Annotated in this window: 19 protein-coding genes; 6 read left to right on the forward strand and 13 right to left on the reverse strand. The window is 47.1% G+C overall.

From position 1 onward, the window contains the following. Positions 1-301: 301 nt before the first annotated feature. Positions 302-1,021 carry a Bax inhibitor-1/YccA family protein gene (locus BMX82_RS10360; RefSeq protein WP_036909991.1) on the reverse strand — a complete coding sequence of 240 codons (720 nt, stop codon included), beginning with the start codon at positions 1,019-1,021 and terminating at the stop codon, positions 302-304. 174 nt (positions 1,022-1,195) lie between these two features. Between BMX82_RS10360 and BMX82_RS10365 the strand changes: the two genes are divergently transcribed. The 3 genes from BMX82_RS10365 to BMX82_RS10375 are packed head-to-tail and all read left to right on the forward strand — an operon-like array spanning position 1,196 to position 3,943. After that, positions 1,196-1,933, forward strand: coding sequence for a (Fe-S)-binding protein (locus BMX82_RS10365; RefSeq protein WP_091768632.1), 738 nt, complete (start codon positions 1,196-1,198; stop codon positions 1,931-1,933). Positions 1,934-1,963: 30 nt separating this feature from the next. After that, positions 1,964-3,337, forward strand: coding sequence for a lactate utilization protein B (locus tag BMX82_RS10370; RefSeq protein WP_091768637.1), 1,374 nt, complete (start codon positions 1,964-1,966; stop codon positions 3,335-3,337). A 12-nt stretch (positions 3,338-3,349) separates the two neighbouring features. After that, a complete protein-coding gene (locus tag BMX82_RS10375; RefSeq protein WP_091768640.1) occupies positions 3,350-3,943 on the forward strand; it encodes a LutC/YkgG family protein in 594 nt (197 codons plus the stop codon). Between the two features lie 45 nt (positions 3,944-3,988). On the opposite strand, the gene BMX82_RS10380 is transcribed toward BMX82_RS10375, so the two are convergent. From BMX82_RS10380 to BMX82_RS10435, 12 genes are all read right to left on the reverse strand, one after another. Beyond that, positions 3,989-4,342 carry a hypothetical protein gene (locus BMX82_RS10380; RefSeq protein ID WP_091768642.1) on the reverse strand — a complete coding sequence of 118 codons (354 nt, stop codon included), beginning with the start codon at positions 4,340-4,342 and terminating at the stop codon, positions 3,989-3,991. Next, positions 4,326-4,865: an RNA polymerase sigma factor gene (locus BMX82_RS10385; protein ID WP_091768644.1), complete on the reverse strand. Its 540-nt coding sequence runs from the start codon at positions 4,863-4,865 to the stop codon at positions 4,326-4,328. Before BMX82_RS10385 ends, BMX82_RS10380 begins: the two co-directional genes overlap by 17 nt. Positions 4,866-4,868: 3 nt before the next feature. Continuing rightward, positions 4,869-5,297 (reverse strand): DUF6249 domain-containing protein, encoded by a 429-nt coding sequence (locus BMX82_RS10390; protein ID WP_091768647.1) that lies wholly within the window; start codon positions 5,295-5,297, stop codon positions 4,869-4,871. Positions 5,298-5,380: 83 nt separating this feature from the next. Then, entirely contained in the window at positions 5,381-6,475 is a 1,095-nt protein-coding gene (locus BMX82_RS10395; RefSeq protein WP_091768650.1) for a DegT/DnrJ/EryC1/StrS family aminotransferase, read from the reverse strand. After that, entirely contained in the window at positions 6,472-7,413 is a 942-nt protein-coding gene (locus tag BMX82_RS10400; protein ID WP_091768653.1) for a GNAT family N-acetyltransferase, read from the reverse strand. Before BMX82_RS10400 ends, BMX82_RS10395 begins: the two co-directional genes overlap by 4 nt. Beyond that, positions 7,401-7,814: a sugar 3,4-ketoisomerase gene (locus tag BMX82_RS10405; protein WP_177172082.1), complete on the reverse strand. Its 414-nt coding sequence runs from the start codon at positions 7,812-7,814 to the stop codon at positions 7,401-7,403. The genes BMX82_RS10400 and BMX82_RS10405 overlap by 13 nt, the downstream gene beginning before the upstream one ends. Then, positions 7,795-9,000, reverse strand: a complete 1,206-nt coding sequence (gene purT, locus BMX82_RS10410; RefSeq protein WP_036909480.1) for a formate-dependent phosphoribosylglycinamide formyltransferase — start codon at positions 8,998-9,000, stop codon at positions 7,795-7,797. Before purT ends, BMX82_RS10405 begins: the two co-directional genes overlap by 20 nt. Further along, entirely contained in the window at positions 8,997-9,296 is a 300-nt protein-coding gene (locus BMX82_RS10415; RefSeq protein WP_091768655.1) for a sigma factor-like helix-turn-helix DNA-binding protein, read from the reverse strand. The genes purT and BMX82_RS10415 overlap by 4 nt, the downstream gene beginning before the upstream one ends. Then, positions 9,297-10,433, reverse strand: coding sequence for a dTDP-glucose 4,6-dehydratase (rfbB, locus tag BMX82_RS10420; RefSeq protein WP_036909482.1), 1,137 nt, complete (start codon positions 10,431-10,433; stop codon positions 9,297-9,299). 3 nt (positions 10,434-10,436) lie between these two features. Further along, positions 10,437-10,940, reverse strand: coding sequence for a metallophosphoesterase family protein (locus BMX82_RS10425; protein ID WP_091768658.1), 504 nt, complete (start codon positions 10,938-10,940; stop codon positions 10,437-10,439). After that, entirely contained in the window at positions 10,940-11,554 is a 615-nt protein-coding gene (locus BMX82_RS10430; RefSeq protein ID WP_036909484.1) for a cytidylate kinase-like family protein, read from the reverse strand. Before BMX82_RS10430 ends, BMX82_RS10425 begins: the two co-directional genes overlap by 1 nt. Next, positions 11,535-12,899 carry an MATE family efflux transporter gene (locus tag BMX82_RS10435; RefSeq protein WP_036909485.1) on the reverse strand — a complete coding sequence of 455 codons (1,365 nt, stop codon included), beginning with the start codon at positions 12,897-12,899 and terminating at the stop codon, positions 11,535-11,537. Before BMX82_RS10435 ends, BMX82_RS10430 begins: the two co-directional genes overlap by 20 nt. A 91-nt stretch (positions 12,900-12,990) precedes the next feature. On the opposite strand from BMX82_RS10435, the gene BMX82_RS10440 reads away from it, so the two are divergent. Genes BMX82_RS10440 through xseB form a run of 3 tightly spaced genes read left to right on the forward strand, consistent with a single transcriptional unit; the run spans position 12,991 to position 15,795 of the window. Then, positions 12,991-14,451 carry a S8 family peptidase gene (locus BMX82_RS10440; protein ID WP_255396597.1) on the forward strand — a complete coding sequence of 487 codons (1,461 nt, stop codon included), beginning with the start codon at positions 12,991-12,993 and terminating at the stop codon, positions 14,449-14,451. Then, positions 14,441-15,610 (forward strand): exodeoxyribonuclease VII large subunit, encoded by a 1,170-nt coding sequence (xseA, locus tag BMX82_RS10445; RefSeq protein ID WP_091768664.1) that lies wholly within the window; start codon positions 14,441-14,443, stop codon positions 15,608-15,610. The genes BMX82_RS10440 and xseA overlap by 11 nt, the downstream gene beginning before the upstream one ends. Then, positions 15,607-15,795 carry an exodeoxyribonuclease VII small subunit gene (gene xseB, locus BMX82_RS10450; RefSeq protein ID WP_036909489.1) on the forward strand — a complete coding sequence of 63 codons (189 nt, stop codon included), beginning with the start codon at positions 15,607-15,609 and terminating at the stop codon, positions 15,793-15,795. Before xseA ends, xseB begins: the two co-directional genes overlap by 4 nt. Positions 15,796-15,803: the final 8 nt, after the last annotated feature.

Below are 15,803 nucleotides of genomic sequence, written 5' to 3' on the forward strand. Positions count from 1 at the left end.
ATAATCATTATCTGTCTCAGAACGACTATCCAAATTCAAGAAATTGAAACGGTTCGTTTCTTTCTACCCAAGAGCATCTCTGCTCTCGCTTCTTGTACTACTTCTGTCTATGTAAATCTTTCAAAGAACTCTTTCTTTTTGTGCCTCAGCCCTGTTTTTGAGCGAAAGCGAGTGCAAAGTTACAACAAATATCAATACCATCCAAATTTTTAAAAGAAAAAATTCCCAAAAACATTAAAGTTTTCGGGAATCATTACAAATATCACTATTCTTTATATATTATATATAATGTACGCGAGACTTATTCTCGTCGTCCAAAAATACGAAGCAAATAAATGAAGAGATTAATAAAGTCGAGATAAAGAGTCAGCGCACCAAGTAAAGCCAGCTTCTGAGCCCCTTCACTTGCATCGGGCGCCATCTGCAACATATTCTTGATTTTCTGAGAATCATATGCCGTCAGTCCTACAAAGATGAGCACGCCCAGATAGCTTACCACAGTCTCCAAACCAGAACTCTTGAGGAATATATTCACGATAGTGGCAATGATAATACCAATCAGTGCCATAAACAGGATCTTACCCATAGAGGTCAGATCGGTCTTTGTGGTATAACCAATAAGTGCCATCACAGCAAACGTACCAGCGGTGATAAAGAACACACTGGCAATACTTGACAATGTATAAATCATGAAGATTGATGATAGCACCGCGCCATTGATGACAGAATACAGCACAAACATCAATGTAGCCGTAGTCAAAGACAACCTATTAATAGCTGCGCTAATACCTATAACCAATGCAAATTCTGCAATAAGCAAACCCCAGAAAAGGATACGATTTGTAAACAGCGTCGTCATAATACCAGGAGATGTAGCTACGCCATAAGCGGTAACGCCCGTCAGGACTAGAGCCAGCGTCATCCATACATACACTTTCCGCATTAATACCGGAAAAGCTGAAGACATCGAAAGCTCCTGCTCCCGAGTCATACCATTAAAATTCAATTCATTATAATTCATACTCATAAAGTTTTCTTTGATTCAATAATCTATCTGCAAATATGATGCCACAAAGGTAAACATTTACTTTTAATAAAACATAAAACAGAGAGATAAAATACCGAATAATTAGTATTTTTGGAACTTTTTCACTATATTTGTACCCACGAATAACTAAAAAATCAAACTACGAATATGAAGATTGGACTATTTATTCCCTGTTATGTAGACGTGGTATACCCGCAAGTGGGTGTTGCAGCATACAAGATACTGAAACATCTTGGGCTTGATGTGGACTATCCTCTGAATCAGACTTGTTGCGGTCAGCCAATGGCTAACGCAGGTTTTGAGAACCAAGCCACACCTCTGGCCGAGAAGTTTGAGGAAAAATTCAAGAGCTTTGACTATGTGGTCGCACCATCAGTCAGTTGCACTGCATTTATAAAGCTGAACTATCCACGCCTTTTGAAAGGTAAGCACCAATGCACAACCTCTGATAAAATCATGGACATTGTTGAATTTCTGCATGATGTCGTCAAAGTAGACCAACGCCTAGGCACTTTTCCTCACAAGGTCAGTCTACACAATTCCTGTCATGGTGTTCGCGAACTTGGTCTGAGTTCGCCCAGTGAGAAAAATGTCCCTAAGTTCAACAAAATCAAAGATTTACTTGAACTGGTTGACGGCATTCAGGTGGTTGAGCCCGAGCGTCCCGATGAATGCTGCGGCTTTGGCGGGATGTTCGCTATTGAAGAGACAGCCATCAGTGCACAAATGGGAAGAGACAAAGTTGAACGTCATATACAGACTGGAGCCGAATATGTGACAGGACCTGACTGTTCCTGTCTAATGCACATGGCAGGTGTTGCTAAGAAAGAAGGACTAAACATAGAATTCAAACATGTTGTAGAGATTCTCGCAGCAGGCCTTTAACGATATAGTATAATTAAATAAGGTAAAGACATGAGTACATCACATAGTAAAGCGGCAAAAGAGTTCCTAAAGAACCAGACATACGCCAAGTGGCATGACGCCACCTTCTGGTCAGTGCGCACCAAACGTGACAATATGGCATACGGCTTAGACGAGTGGGAGCAACTGCGCGAGAAGGCCAGTGCCATTAAGCGCCATACCATTACTCACCTAGACGAATACCTCGATCAATTCTCTACCAATGCAGAGAAGAACGGCTGTATCGTTCATTGGGCCAAGGATGCAGAAGAATTCAACGAGATTGTATATGGCATTTTAAAACAGCACAATGTGAAGAAGATGGTTAAGTCGAAGTCAATGCTCACAGAGGAATGCGACATGAACCCTTACTTAGAGTCGAAAGGCATTGAGGTCGTAGAGACTGATCTCGGAGAACGCATCATTCAATTGAAGGGTCAAAAGCCGAGTCATATTGTGATGCCAGCCATCCATCTGAATCACGACGACGTAGGCGAGCTGTTTGAAGAAAAAGGCATCTCAACCGAGAAAGGCAACCACGACCCAACATACCTTACCTACAGAGCTCGTCTGAGTTTGCGTAATGAGTTTCTTACAGCCGATGCCGGCATGACTGGCGCTAACTTTGGTATAGCGTCTACTGGTGACATTGTGGTCTGTACCAATGAAGGTAATGCCGACATGTCGACTTCATGCCCCAAACTGCACATCGCCGCCATCGGACTTGAGAAGGTCATCCCCGACTATGATTGTTTGGCAGTTTTCCAGCGTATGCTATGCCGAGCAGGTACTGGACAACCGACAACAACCTATACCAGTCACTTCCGCAAAGCTCGCCCCACAGCAGCCCCCATGCATATCATTTTGGTGGACAACGGGCGAAGTGAGTGGATTGGCAATCCCGACCACTGGGAAGCACTGAAATGCATCCGTTGCGGTTCGTGCATGAACAGCTGCCCTGTATACCGTCGCAGTGGTGGTTATAGCTATAGCTATTTCATCCCAGGTCCCATCGGTATCAACCTCGGTATGCTGCGTAATCCTCAGGAGCACTCTGGCAACGTGAGTGCCTGCACGCTCTGTAACAGTTGTCAAACCGTCTGTCCGGCCAAAGTCAATCTGGGCGACCAGATTTATATGTGGCGCCAGCAACTTGACGATTTTGGCACAGCCAATCCTGAAAAGAAACTGATATGTAAAGGAATGGGAGTGCTCTATGGCAGTAGCGGTGTTTACAATACCGCTACCTCAATGGCCTTCATGGCAAACTTCATCCCATCACCTCTGATGAACATAAAACTGAACCCATGGGCTGAGGGACATGAGATGATGAAATTCCCAAAGGAGACGTTCCATTCATTGTGGAAAAAAGGAAAAGTGAAGTAATAAATTGGAGTTATGAGTAACAAAGACGATATACTGAAGAAATACAGGGCGAATGTCAAAGAGAAGTTCGACATGCCCGACCTGAGTGATATCAAGGCCATCACTTACCCCAACCCGTTGGTGCAGTTCGTTAAGATGAGTGAGATGGTGGGCGGACAAGTGATAGAGGTCGACCCAGAACGTGATGTAAATGCACTCATCCGTGAGTTGTTCCCTGATGCCAAGGAGATTGCATCAAACCTTCCAGAGATCACCATCGCCACACGTAATCCTGACACCGTTGAGCGTGCTCGCGACCTGAACGGCACGGATGTTGGCGTGATTCGTGGCAAGTTCGGTGTGGCAGAGAATGGCTGCATCTGGATTCCCCAGACCATGAAAGAGAAGGCCGTCTGCTTTATCTCAGAAAACCTGATTATCCTGCTGCCGAAGAGCCAGATTGTGAACAACATGCACGAGGCCTACACGCGCATCGAGTTCGACAAAGAGTACGATGGCTACGGCGTGTTTATCAGTGGCCCCTCAAAGACAGCCGATATTGCCCAAGTCCTGGTGATGGGTGCCCAAGCCGCCCGCAGCGCCACCATCCTACTCATGCCGGAGTAAAAGAATCAAAGAGGTTGATGATTTCATCGACCTTTTTTTTCAACCTCACAGAGAACTGTCCTCAGTGAGGTTGCGGCGGGAGAGCCAATGGTTCACCAGAGCGAAGAAAAGCAGGCAGAAAAGCGTTGGCAAGACGAGAGCAAACGCTTCTGGCTCGCTGCAGACGCTCACTAAAGAATGCCAAAGCATATCGCCGATTAAGTAGAGAATGGCACTAATACCAGCAAGAGATACGGCTATGGTCGTGACAATGGCAATGACATGCTGACGACGCTCCTCCAAACGTTGTTCTTCCTTGATACGACGCATGGTGAGATATGGGAAGTTGGATGGCAGTTTCCTTGGCTCTTCGGGAGCAAGAGCTTTCATCAATGCACGATCTTTAGTTGTTTGTTCCATGTTTCATGAGTAAATAAAGTTTGCGTCGAATACGATGCAGGCGGGTTGCCAATGTGTTTGGCTCAGCATCGAGGATATAGGCAATGTCGCTGAACGGACGATTGTCGTAATAATAGAGCGTGATAAGAGTCTGCTCATCGGGCTTTAGCAGTGTGATAGCCCGGCGCAGTTCCTCGATACGGGATTCATCGTCGAGGGTTTCATCAACTTCTGTGTCCGTCAATTTTGGCAGGTCCTCCATACTGAGGTATTTGATGCGCCGTTTTCTCAACCACGATATCGTAGTAGTGTAGGCAATCCTGCAGATCCATGTAGAAAAAGAAGCGTGGCCGGCAAACGTCTCCAACCGATTGAAAGCACGGACGAAAGCGTCTTGAACCAGTTCCTCTGCGTCTTCCTGTTGTGGTACGAGGCGTACCACAATGGCAAAGGCTTCCTGGCTATAACGCTCTAAGAAATAGCCGAAGTCCTCGGCATGACCGTCGAGGATTCGGGCTATTAATTCTTTTTCGTCCGTCTGCATCGGTTAGACCTGGAATTCGTCGGTTTTCTTCTCCTCAGGATGTTCTGCTTTTCTCTCAGCCCTGTAGGACAACAGCAGGCCGATACCGCCACAGATGCAGATGCAGGCCACATAGACAATACCTCCAACTACACTGTGATAACGCCAAACGTTGTCGAAATTACTGGCATATTGTCCGTAAGTAGCCATCATGTTGATGAGGAATCCGAACAAGAATCCGCAACCTGCACCCAACATCAGCCACCCGACGCGCAGGGCCGTGAACTTGTTGCCGCTGTTGTAGAGGTTGATACCCTTGAAATCGGTGTTAGAGATCTCAGTGATTTTGTTGATCAGCATCAGTCGTTCGCGCTTGCGGACAAACAACTCAACAACTTTGTAGATACAACCAAAAATGATGGCACATACCAGGGGAGCTGTAATCCAATCCATAATCGTAATGTTTTTTAAATTGTTAATGTTCTGTTTACATGTCTCTACTTAGTTAGACGCATGTTTTTGTGTGATATTACACTTTATGAGAAAAAATTTAGGGCCTGGATGATGGTGGCGACCTCTTCGTCTGTCAAAGCCTGATGACAAGGGATGCTCAACTCCTCGTTATGGATTTGTTCGGTGATGGGTAATGAAAGATGATTCCAATGGTCATAGCACTTCTGTTTGTGGGGAGGTATGGGGTAATGGATCTGGGTTTCTATGCCGTTTTCAGCAAGGTATTGCTGCAACTGGTCGCGCTGCTCGCAAAAAATGGGGAAGATATGCCACACGCAATCCCTATCAGACTGAGGAATGCGGATCAGAGGATTCTCCACCTTATTAATATATAGGGAAGCTATCTCTTTACGGCGCTGGTTGTCGGCATCGATATGTTTCAGTTTGACGTCAAGCATAGCTGACTGGATTTCATCGATACGCGAGTTTCGCCCCTGATAGTCATGTATGTATTTCTGACGACACCCATAACTTCCAAGTGCTACTACTACCTCAGCCAAATCATCATCATCTGTGGTTACAGCCCCGGCATCACCCAACGCACCAAGATTCTTACCCGGATAGAAGCTATGCCCTGCAGCATCACCTAGAGAGCCCGTTCGCCGTTCTCCAAAAACACATCCGTGAGCCTGGGCATTGTCCTCAATCAATTTCAACTGATACTTCTGACATATCTGTCCTATACGAGTCGTATAGGCACATCGACCATAAAGATGGACTATCATGACGGCCTTGGTACGCTCTGTAATTGCAGCTTCAATTCGGGCATCATCTATTTGCAACGTGTCGAATCTTGGTTCAACCAATACCGGTTTCAACCCACACTGCGTAATGGAAAGTATTGAAGCAATATATGTATTAGCTGGTACGATAACCTCATCTCCCGACTGCATGACACCCAACTCCATATAACCACGGAGTATCAGCATCAGAGAATCCAACCCGTTGCCACAACCGATGCAGTGGCGACTGCCGATATATTTCGCATAATGTACCTCGAAACGTTTAGTCGCCTCGCCTTTCAGATACCATCCACTATCCAGCACATCATTTACAGCCTGGCGCAATTCCGCATCATGCTTGTCATTAATGAGTTTCAAATCGAGATATCTGATCATAGCGTCCATTCATATGTATCATAACAAACAGCTCGGGCGCCGAAGCCCTCTTTCTGGGACATCAACGACCCATTGAGGTCGTAGCTGTACCCTAAAGTAGACTTCCCGAAATCGAAGAAATCGCTCTCCTGAGGAAAATCCGTTTTCAATATGCGCTCATACAGAGCATCCACTGCGTGAAGATGCTTGCCTTCAGGTGTAGAGGCAATGTATTGCGAATGCATGGTCTTTCCACAGAGATATAACACCGTACCTCCTAGCATCTCACCATCTTTTGTGGCCGTATAAAGTCGTATATGCAGAGGAAAGCGCTCTCTCAAAAGGAGCATCTCATTCAGCGTATGCACAGGCAACAGTCCATACCTTGTCTGGAGATTTTCAGTCAGGATATGCCAGAAAGTATGATAATCATCGTTCTGACTAACAACGACACCATTTCTGCAGGCCTTATTAGCTGCATAACGACGGTCACGACGCCACGCCAGACTATCCGTTGACGGAATGACAGAAGACACGTCGCGCCCTGTTAAACGGGCCTGACACACAACGAAAAGCGCATAAAGATCTTCCTCAGAAGGCAATGAATGGTAGATCCAAGGTACAGGTTTATACACCACCTGTCTGAATCCGACAGTGCGAAGAGAGTCATTCATTTCACGAAACAGCTGGCATACACTCTCTGTCGTAGCACGCCCATCTGTTACCAGTCCCCCGTAAGTCAGTCCCTGATGAGAATAAAGCACACCATCTCTGGCATTGGCAGGCAAGAGAGCGAAAAGCCCTTTCGCGTCGTAGAACATCAGCGAATGATCGTTGAAACGGTCTGAATGGTAGTCCATGTATCCACGATCAAACAGAAACGTACCATTCTTCGACATTGCGACAAATCGGTTCCATTCGTCTGCACAGTCAGGCGTATATCGCTTTATCTCGAACATCCTATGTATTTCAGGAACTCATCGTAATCATAGATATAATCCTCTTCATCGAAATGTTCAGAGGCAAGTACGAGACATACAGCGCCAGAAGAGAAATCATCCAGCGTACGCCAGATATCAGTGTCAATCAACAGTCCCTGATAAGGATGATTCAGAAGCACCGTCTTTCGTTCATAGCCATTGTCGAGTGTTACGTGGAAAGAGCCGCTTAACGCAACAACGAACTGGCGCAGGCGCTTATGGGCGTGTCCGCCACGGCTACCGCCACCAGGAACATCATAAACCCAATAAGCCCGTTTGATGTCGAACGGAACAATATCCAGACCCTCGGCAACTGTTAGGTTACCACGAGGGTCTGTAATCTTTGGCAGGTCGAATATCTTAATGTCCAAGCTTGGCATAGGGATCGGTACCTAAGACAGTCTTTGCCAGACGCTTAGCTTTATCACGGAGCGCATTCACATCGTCACCCACTTCACCATAACAGAGTACGACACCCATACGGCGTCCCTTATGAGCCTCGGGTTTACCGAAGATACGAATACGAGTTCGGTCCTCCTTCAGAGCCTCATCCAAGTTATAAGGCAACAGCGAACGGTCTACAGGGCTCGATGCTTCTGCGGGAGAAAGAATCACCGCACTGGCTCCAGCATGCTCCAGATGGATGGCTGGGATAGGCAGTCCCATGACTGCACGGAAGTGAAGTTCGAACTCAGAGAGGTTTGTGGTATGTCCCAATGTCACCATACCAGTATCATGCGGACGTGGAGAAAGTTCTGAGAAGATGACCTCTCCCTGCTTTGTCAAGAAGAACTCAACACCCCAGATGCCAGCACCTGTAAGAGCTTTCGTCACCTTATCAGCCATCATCTGAGCCTGTTTCAGTGCTTCATCAGAAATCTTATATGGCTGCCATGACTCACGATAGTCTCCCGATTTCTGCACGTGTCCGATGGGCGGACAGAACAGTGTAGGCCAACCATTCTTCTGTGTAACTGTCAACAAGGTAAATTCAGAATCGAAATCGATGAACTCCTCGATGATTACCTCCTTCACATCACCACGGCTTCCCTCCATCGCTTCCTTGAAAGCCTGCTCCAGTTCACTATCATTATGCACATAGCTCTGACCATGACCAGATGACGACATCAAGGGTTTCACCACACAGGGGAAACCAATCTCATCGGCAGCAGCCTTGAATTCCTCAAAAGTCTTAGCATAAAAATATTTTGCTGTACGCAGTCCCAGCTCTTTAGCAGCCAGGTCGCGGATGGCACGACGGTTCATGGTGAAATTCACGGCACGGGCAGAAGGTGTCACCTGAATACCCTGCTCCTCGAACTTGAAGAGCCTCTCCGTACGGATGGCCTCAATCTCTGGCACGATGATGTCGGGCTTATGCTTATTGACAACAGCTTCCAAAGCGTCGCCATCAAGCATAGAGAACACTTCACGCTCATCAGCCACTTGCATGGCCGGCGCATTATCATAACGGTCACAAGCAATCACGTACTGTCCAGCACGCATAGCGGCTATCACGAACTCCTTACCGAGTTCACCTGAGCCTAAAAGCAATATTTTCTTCATATCTTTAAACTTTGTTTCATCATTTGCCATTCTGGGGTTATAGCCAGTTTTCTGACACATTGATCAATGCGCTCCATGGCATCTTCCTGCGACAAGTGCAACTCAGCAGCTATCTCTTGTAACGAATAGCGATGTGTGCCGAAAAGGCCGTAATAATGAGTCACAGCCTCCTCTTCCTCTGGCGGAAGAAGATAGAGCAGATGTTCCAGATAGTGTTCCATCTGAGGACTGATACTTCCAGGCGTCATACCGATACGCACCAGGAAGGAATGGAGAGATTGAGTCAGTTTATCCACTTATCTATTTGCGTACATGTTATCGTAATACTTCTGATAATCACCCGAGGTTACATTGTCAAGCCACTCCTGGTTATCAAGATACCAGCGTACGGTTTTCTCAATGCCCTCCTCGAACTGCAGACTGGGCTCCCAACCGAGTTCTTTCTGCAATTTTGTTGAATCGATGGCATAACGGAGGTCATGGCCTGCACGATCGGTTACGAAGGTTATCAGATCCATATCCTCGCCCTCCTTGCGTCCTAGCAGACGGTCGACGGTCTTTATCACCACCTTGATGATATCGATGTTCTTCCATTCGTTGAAGCCACCGATGTTATAAGTATCAGCAATCTTTCCCTCATGGAAAATCACATCGATGGCACGTGCATGATCCTCTACATACAGCCAGTCGCGTACGTTCTCGCCTTTACCATAAACAGGCAGCGGCTTGCGATGACGGATGTTATTAATGAAAAGAGGTATCAGCTTCTCAGGGAACTGATAAGGGCCATAGTTGTTCGAGCAGTTGGTTACTACTACTGGCATGCCGTAGGTATCGTGGAATGCGCGCACAAAGTGGTCGCTTGAAGCCTTAGATGCCGAATATGGTGAGTGGGGATTATATTTCGTAGTCTCCAAGAAGAACTTGTCGCCATAAGCCAGATGATGTTCTGCGCTGCTTGCTGTTGTGGTGAATGGAGGTTCGATACCCTCAGGATGAGTCAGTTCAAGCGCACCATAGACCTCATCGGTAGAGATATGATAAAAGCGTTTGCCCTCATACTTCTCAGGCAACGATTCCCAGTAAAGTTTAGCGGCCTGGAGAAGACTCAGGGTACCCATCACATTTGTCTTGGCAAAGGTAAAGGGATCCTTGATAGAGCGGTCTACATGGCTTTCTGCAGCCAAATGGATGATACCATCCACCTTCTTATCCTGCATCAACTTGTAGAATGCTTCGAAGTCGCAGATATCCATCTTAACAAACTCGTAGTTGGGCTTGTTTTCTATATCTTTGAGGTTTGCCAAGTTTCCTGCATATGTCAGTTTGTCGAGGTTAATAATGTGATACTCGGGATACTTGTTCACAAACAGACGTACCACATGGCTTCCGATAAAACCTGCACCACCAGTAATAACAATAGTTCTTTTCATATATTATTTTGTTTTATTATCTCCTAATGTAATGACCTCCATGTCTTTAAAATCCCTGCCGTCAATCGTGAGGCGAACAATCGTGCGGTCCTTATGCCAGCCTTGCATGCCAGCAGCCCCAGGGTTTACATGGAGTAAACCTAGTGTTTTGTCGTACTTAACTCTCAGTATATGCGAATGCCCCGTAATAAAAAGCTGTGGCGGACTGGCATAAAGCATAGAGCGGATACTTGAATCATAGTTGCCGGGATAGCCACCTATATGCTTAATCAGCACATCCACATCCTCACACTTGAAGCGGTTTATGTCGCGATACATCAGTCTCAGGTCACCCCCATCACAGTTACCGCATACAGCGCGGAAGGGTCTGAAGGCTGCCAGTTTCTCTGCCACCTCTACGCTACCAATATCGCCAGCATGCCATATCTCATCACAAGGTTCGAAGTAATGAAGATACTTCTCGTCCCAATAGCTGTGGGTATCGCTTAATATACCGATTCTCTTCATTATCTGAAACGCTTACGGATAAAGTCGGCAATCAGTTTCTCTGTCTCCACGAGTCCGAGAATGCTGGAGTCTATACACAAGTCATAACTCTCAGCAGCTCCCCATTTCTTGCCTGTATAGTAATTATAGTATTGCGCTCTGCGGCTCTCACCATGCTCAATAAAGTGGCGCGCCTCCTCGCGAGTGATGTTTCTCTTGACCATCACCTGATTGATACGGAAATCCATAGAGGCGGTAACGAATATATTCACCACATTCTTGAAATCCCTCAGGATATAATCGGCACAACGCCCCACGAACACACAACTACCTTCTTTTGCTGCCTTGCGAATAGCATCGCTCTGGAACTGAAACAAACTCTCCTGCGAGAAGTTTGACTTATAGAGATTACCTCCGCCCAGATGTGGTGTCTGCACATTCAGCAAGCCACGCAAGAAACCTTTCTTCTCGTCGTTCTCTTCAAAGATCTTCTCTGAGAAACCGCTTTCCTTGGCCGCCAGGTTCAGCAACTCCCGATCATAATACTTAGCATTAAAGTCGAGTGCCAGCATACGTCCTATGTCATGGCCTCCACTTCCTAACTGTCTGCCTACATTAATGATTATATTGTCCATAAGCCTTGATTTTTTTCATATACCACATAAGCATAGGGATAGTCATCGCAAACGACCCGAAGTCGCTGGCGGGCATGGCATACCACACACCGTCGAGGTCCCAGAACAACGGGAACACATAAGCCATTGGCAACAGCAGAATCAGCTGACGCGAAAGTGAAAGGAATATTGACACCTTCACCTTGCCAATGCTCTGGAAGAAGTGGGTAATAGCAGCTTGTGAACCCACTACGAAGAACACCAGCATATCTATCTTAAGGCCCTTTGCCGAGAGTTCTATCAACTGCGGATCTGTAGTAAAGATACGGGCTATCTCACGTGGGAAGAGCATCGACAACGCCCAACCAACCAGCAGGAAGCCTGTAGCACAGGCAATAGTCAGCCACAGACAACGGAACATGCGGTCAAATTTCTCAGCGCCGTAATTATATCCCACTATCGGCTGCATACCTTGGTTCACACCCATCACAAACATAAAGAACACCATCACCATCGAGTTGGCAATCGAGTAGGCTCCCACAGCCATATCACCACCATAATGCACAAACTGGTTGTTCATGAAAATCACGATTACACACGACGTGGCGTTCATCAGGAAGGGGGATATACCGATAGAGATGATATTCCTTACCAGGTCTTTCTTCAGCTTATAGATTCCTTTCTTCAGATGCAGCAGTTCTTTCTTATTCGAGAATATCCACATCTGCCAGCAGAGAGCCATCGACTGCGACGAGACCGTAGCCAGAGCCGCACCACGAATACCCCAGCGGAACCACCACACAAAGGTTACTACCAGAAGAATATTCATTCCCACTGTAAACAGTGTGGCATACATGGCATGACGGGGCTTGCCAGCCGCACGAAGCACGGCGTTCATTCCGAAGTACATGTGCGTCACCATGTTGCCCAACAGAATCACAGTCATAAACTCGCGGGCATAAGGCAACGTCACATCCGAGGCGCCGAAGAACCGTAATATCGGGTCGATGAATATCAGACTAACGGCCATAAAGAGGAAGCCAATAATCAGGTTCAGCGTGATGGTATTGCCCAACAGATTCTCTGCAACATCATAGTCCTGCTGACCTAACTTCACACTGATACATGCTGAGGAGCCCACGCCTACCGCAGCTCCGAAAGCGGCACTCAGATTCATAAACGGGAAAGTGATGCCCAGACCAGCAATGGCCTCCGGACCCACAATCTGACCAATCATCGCACGGTCGATTATATTATAGAGGCTTGACGCCGTCATGGCCACAATGGCAGGCAGGGCATACTGCCAAAGCAGTCGTCCAACGGGTTTCTGTCCCAACTCGAGTGCAGCCTGTTTATTATCCTTCATTCTTATACCTAACTAAAATATGGTGCAAAGGTACGAATATTTTTCGAGATAAGCGACAATTTAAAAAAAACTTCGTACCTTTGCAGTCGTTATGCATCTAAGAAGTCTGTTTTTATTGATTGCATCTCTGTTTTTTGCGCTGCCATGGATGCCAGAAGCCAGTGCGGCCAACAGTCCCAAGATAAAATATCCTGGTGGGAAATTCTATATCTGGCGCTATACGCTGAAAGACAAGCAGGGATCTTCCTACTCTATCGACCACCCAGGCCGCTGGCTCTCACACAAATCAGTAGAACGCAGAAAAAAGCAAGGTTTACAAGTCGACTCTACCGACCTTCCCGTCAGCAACAGATACCTGAAGATGTTCGACAAGGTGTCTGACGACCGCATCAGAGAAAAGCGAAAGGGCACGATAGCATGTACCATCATCGGCACAAGCCGATGGAACAACACCGTGCTTGTACGCTCCAACGACACAACTGTCTTCAACCGTTTGGGTGCTCTTGACTGTGTCAGAAAGGCAGAGTTGGTATGGACTTCACCGGATAGCATCTCACGCACCATCAAGCAAAAAGCGCATGAGTCATTTAATCCCTGGGACAGTATCAAGGCTGAATACTACGGAAACGGTTTAGAGCAAATCACAATGCTGATGGGCCAGCGACTTCATAATCTGGGTCACAAAGGTAAGGGCATGACCATTGCTGTGCTCGACGGAGGTTTCATGAACTGCGATGTCATCTCAGCTTTCCGACATGCCAACATCATAGGCGCCAAGGACTTTGTCTACCCAAGGAGCTCTCATTTCTACCAAGAGACCGATCATGGCACAAAAGTTCTCTCAGCGATGGCAGCCAACGAGCCAGAGGTTATGGTAGGCACAGCACCAGAAGCCCGTTATTGGCTCTTGCGTTGTGAAGACCAACAGACAGAACAGCCCGTAGAAGAAGACTACTGGGCTATGGCCGCTGAATTTGCCGATTCCGTTGGTGCCGACATCATCAGCTCCAGTCTCGGATACAACGACTACGATAACCTTCCCAACTATTATCACCAGCACGACCTCGACGGTCATACTGCCCTCATCAGCCGTACGGCCTCGATGCTGGCACAGAAAGGCATTATCCTTGTCAATTCTGCAGGTAATTCAGGCATGGGACCTTGGAAGAAAATCACTTTTCCTTCTGATGCCAACAACATACTGACGGTTGGCGCCCTCAACACAGATGGGAAGAATGCGCCCTTCAGCGGTGTCGGGCCGACACAGGACGGCAGAGTCAAGCCCGACGTCATGGCTCTGGGCAGTCCTGCCTCTCTGATATCTGGGCGGGGCTTCATCGTAAGAGATATGGGTACTTCATTCTCTACGCCTATCGTGGCAGGGCTCGTAGCCTGTCTGTGGCAGGCTTTCCCACAGAAGACGGCATTAGAAATCATCAGTCTGGTGCGCCAGACCAGCAATGGTTATGAAAAGCCTGATAACATCTATGGTTATGGCATTCCCAATTTTTGGAGAGCCTACATGATAGGGAGACTGGACAGTGAAAAGTGAAAAACACATATCGCTGTTTGAGCTGAATCGGTTGTTGCGAGAGACCATCGAGAGCGAACTGCCTGATGAATATTGGGTAGAGGCAGAACTGTCTGAATGCCGCGAGTCAAGAGGTCATTGCTATATGGAACTCATCGAGAAAGACGAGCGGACAGCAACTCCAATAGCCAAGGCCAGCGCTAAATGCTGGGCATCGAAATGGACAGTCGTCAGACCATATTTTGAACGTACAACTGGTCAGCAACTCCATACAGGCATGAAGGTCTTGCTAAAGGTCTATGCCCAGTTCCACGAAGCTTATGGTTTCTCCTGGATCGTAACCGACATCGACCCCACCTACACCCTTGGCGATATGGCCCGCAAGCGTCAGGAGATTATCCGCCAGCTCAAGGAAGAGGGCGTGTTTGATTTACAGAAAGAGCTTTCACTTCCCCTGTTCTGCCAACATGTTGCCGTCATCTCCAGCGAGACAGCAGCAGGCTATGGCGACTTCTGTAATCAGCTTAGCAACAACGCCTACGGTTTTCAGTTTCAGACATGGCTGTTCCCTGCCACCATGCAGGGTGAGGGCGTAGAACAGAGTATTATTCAAGCCCTGAACCGCATCAATGCCGTCTCCGACGAGTTCGATTGCGTAGTCATCATCCGTGGAGGTGGTGCCACCAGCGACATGTCGGGCTTCGACACATTGGCTTTAGCAGAAAACGTAGCCAACTTCCCCTTACCAATTATCACAGGCATTGGTCATGAACGCGACGAGAGCATCCTCGACATGATCAGCTTCCAACGAGTAAAAACACCTACCGCTGCTGCTGAATTCCTTATTTCACATCTGTCGGAAGTGCTTGAAGTCATCAATGATTCGCAAGAGCGCATCACCCGCTTGTTCTCTATCGTAAAGACTCGTCAAGAGGCAAAAATCGATACTCTTTACAATCAGATATCCATGATTCTGATGCGGAATATCGCAGAAAAGCGCCATCGGCTGGAGATACTTGAAGAGAAGACCCGGTCGCTCGACCCTCAGGTGCTTCTGAAGCGAGGTTACAGCATCACGCTCCACAACGGCAAGGCAGTGCGCGATCCTCAACAGTTACAGAAAGGCGACGAGATAGAGACCAGAATAGAGAAAGGAACCATCAAATCCATCATCCAATGAAAGATATCAAATATGAAGCCGCCTTTGCGGAACTACAGTCCATCGTACGCAAGATGGAGAACGATGAACTTGACATCGACCAGATGTCAGAACAACTGAAGCGTGCCCAGGAACTTATCAGGCTCTGTAAGGACAAACTGACCAAAACAGACGAGGAAATCAAGAAAATACTATCAGATTCGTAAGTTTTATG

This window comes from Prevotella sp. khp7 (assembly GCF_900109055.1).
Classification (GTDB): Bacteria; Bacteroidota; Bacteroidia; order Bacteroidales; family Bacteroidaceae; genus Prevotella.

What these genes read in the sequence shown, in the direction of transcription:
- BMX82_RS10385 (WP_091768644.1), bottom strand. Translation starts at nt 4,865, where the DNA reads ATGCAGACGGACGAAAAAGAATTAATAGCCCGAATCCTCGACGGTCAT.
- BMX82_RS10365 (WP_091768632.1), top strand. Translation starts at nt 1,196, where the DNA reads ATGAAGATTGGACTATTTATTCCCTGTTATGTAGACGTGGTATACCCG.
- BMX82_RS10380 (WP_091768642.1), bottom strand. Translation starts at nt 4,342, where the DNA reads ATGGAACAAACAACTAAAGATCGTGCATTGATGAAAGCTCTTGCTCCC.
- BMX82_RS10400 (WP_091768653.1), bottom strand. Translation starts at nt 7,413, where the DNA reads ATGTTCGAGATAAAGCGATATACGCCTGACTGTGCAGACGAATGGAAC.
- BMX82_RS10375 (WP_091768640.1), top strand. Translation starts at nt 3,350, where the DNA reads ATGAGTAACAAAGACGATATACTGAAGAAATACAGGGCGAATGTCAAA.
- BMX82_RS10370 (WP_091768637.1), top strand. Translation starts at nt 1,964, where the DNA reads ATGAGTACATCACATAGTAAAGCGGCAAAAGAGTTCCTAAAGAACCAG.
- BMX82_RS10395 (WP_091768650.1), bottom strand. Translation starts at nt 6,475, where the DNA reads ATGATCAGATATCTCGATTTGAAACTCATTAATGACAAGCATGATGCG.
- purT (WP_036909480.1), bottom strand. Translation starts at nt 9,000, where the DNA reads ATGAAGAAAATATTGCTTTTAGGCTCAGGTGAACTCGGTAAGGAGTTC.
- BMX82_RS10440 (WP_255396597.1), top strand. Translation starts at nt 12,991, where the DNA reads ATGCATCTAAGAAGTCTGTTTTTATTGATTGCATCTCTGTTTTTTGCG.
- BMX82_RS10360 (WP_036909991.1), bottom strand. Translation starts at nt 1,021, where the DNA reads ATGAATTATAATGAATTGAATTTTAATGGTATGACTCGGGAGCAGGAG.
- xseB (WP_036909489.1), top strand. Translation starts at nt 15,607, where the DNA reads ATGAAAGATATCAAATATGAAGCCGCCTTTGCGGAACTACAGTCCATC.
- BMX82_RS10390 (WP_091768647.1), bottom strand. Translation starts at nt 5,297, where the DNA reads ATGGATTGGATTACAGCTCCCCTGGTATGTGCCATCATTTTTGGTTGT.
- BMX82_RS10435 (WP_036909485.1), bottom strand. Translation starts at nt 12,899, where the DNA reads ATGAAGGATAATAAACAGGCTGCACTCGAGTTGGGACAGAAACCCGTT.
- BMX82_RS10405 (WP_177172082.1), bottom strand. Translation starts at nt 7,814, where the DNA reads ATGCCAAGCTTGGACATTAAGATATTCGACCTGCCAAAGATTACAGAC.
- BMX82_RS10425 (WP_091768658.1), bottom strand. Translation starts at nt 10,940, where the DNA reads ATGAAGAGAATCGGTATATTAAGCGATACCCACAGCTATTGGGACGAG.
- rfbB (WP_036909482.1), bottom strand. Translation starts at nt 10,433, where the DNA reads ATGAAAAGAACTATTGTTATTACTGGTGGTGCAGGTTTTATCGGAAGC.
- BMX82_RS10430 (WP_036909484.1), bottom strand. Translation starts at nt 11,554, where the DNA reads ATGGACAATATAATCATTAATGTAGGCAGACAGTTAGGAAGTGGAGGC.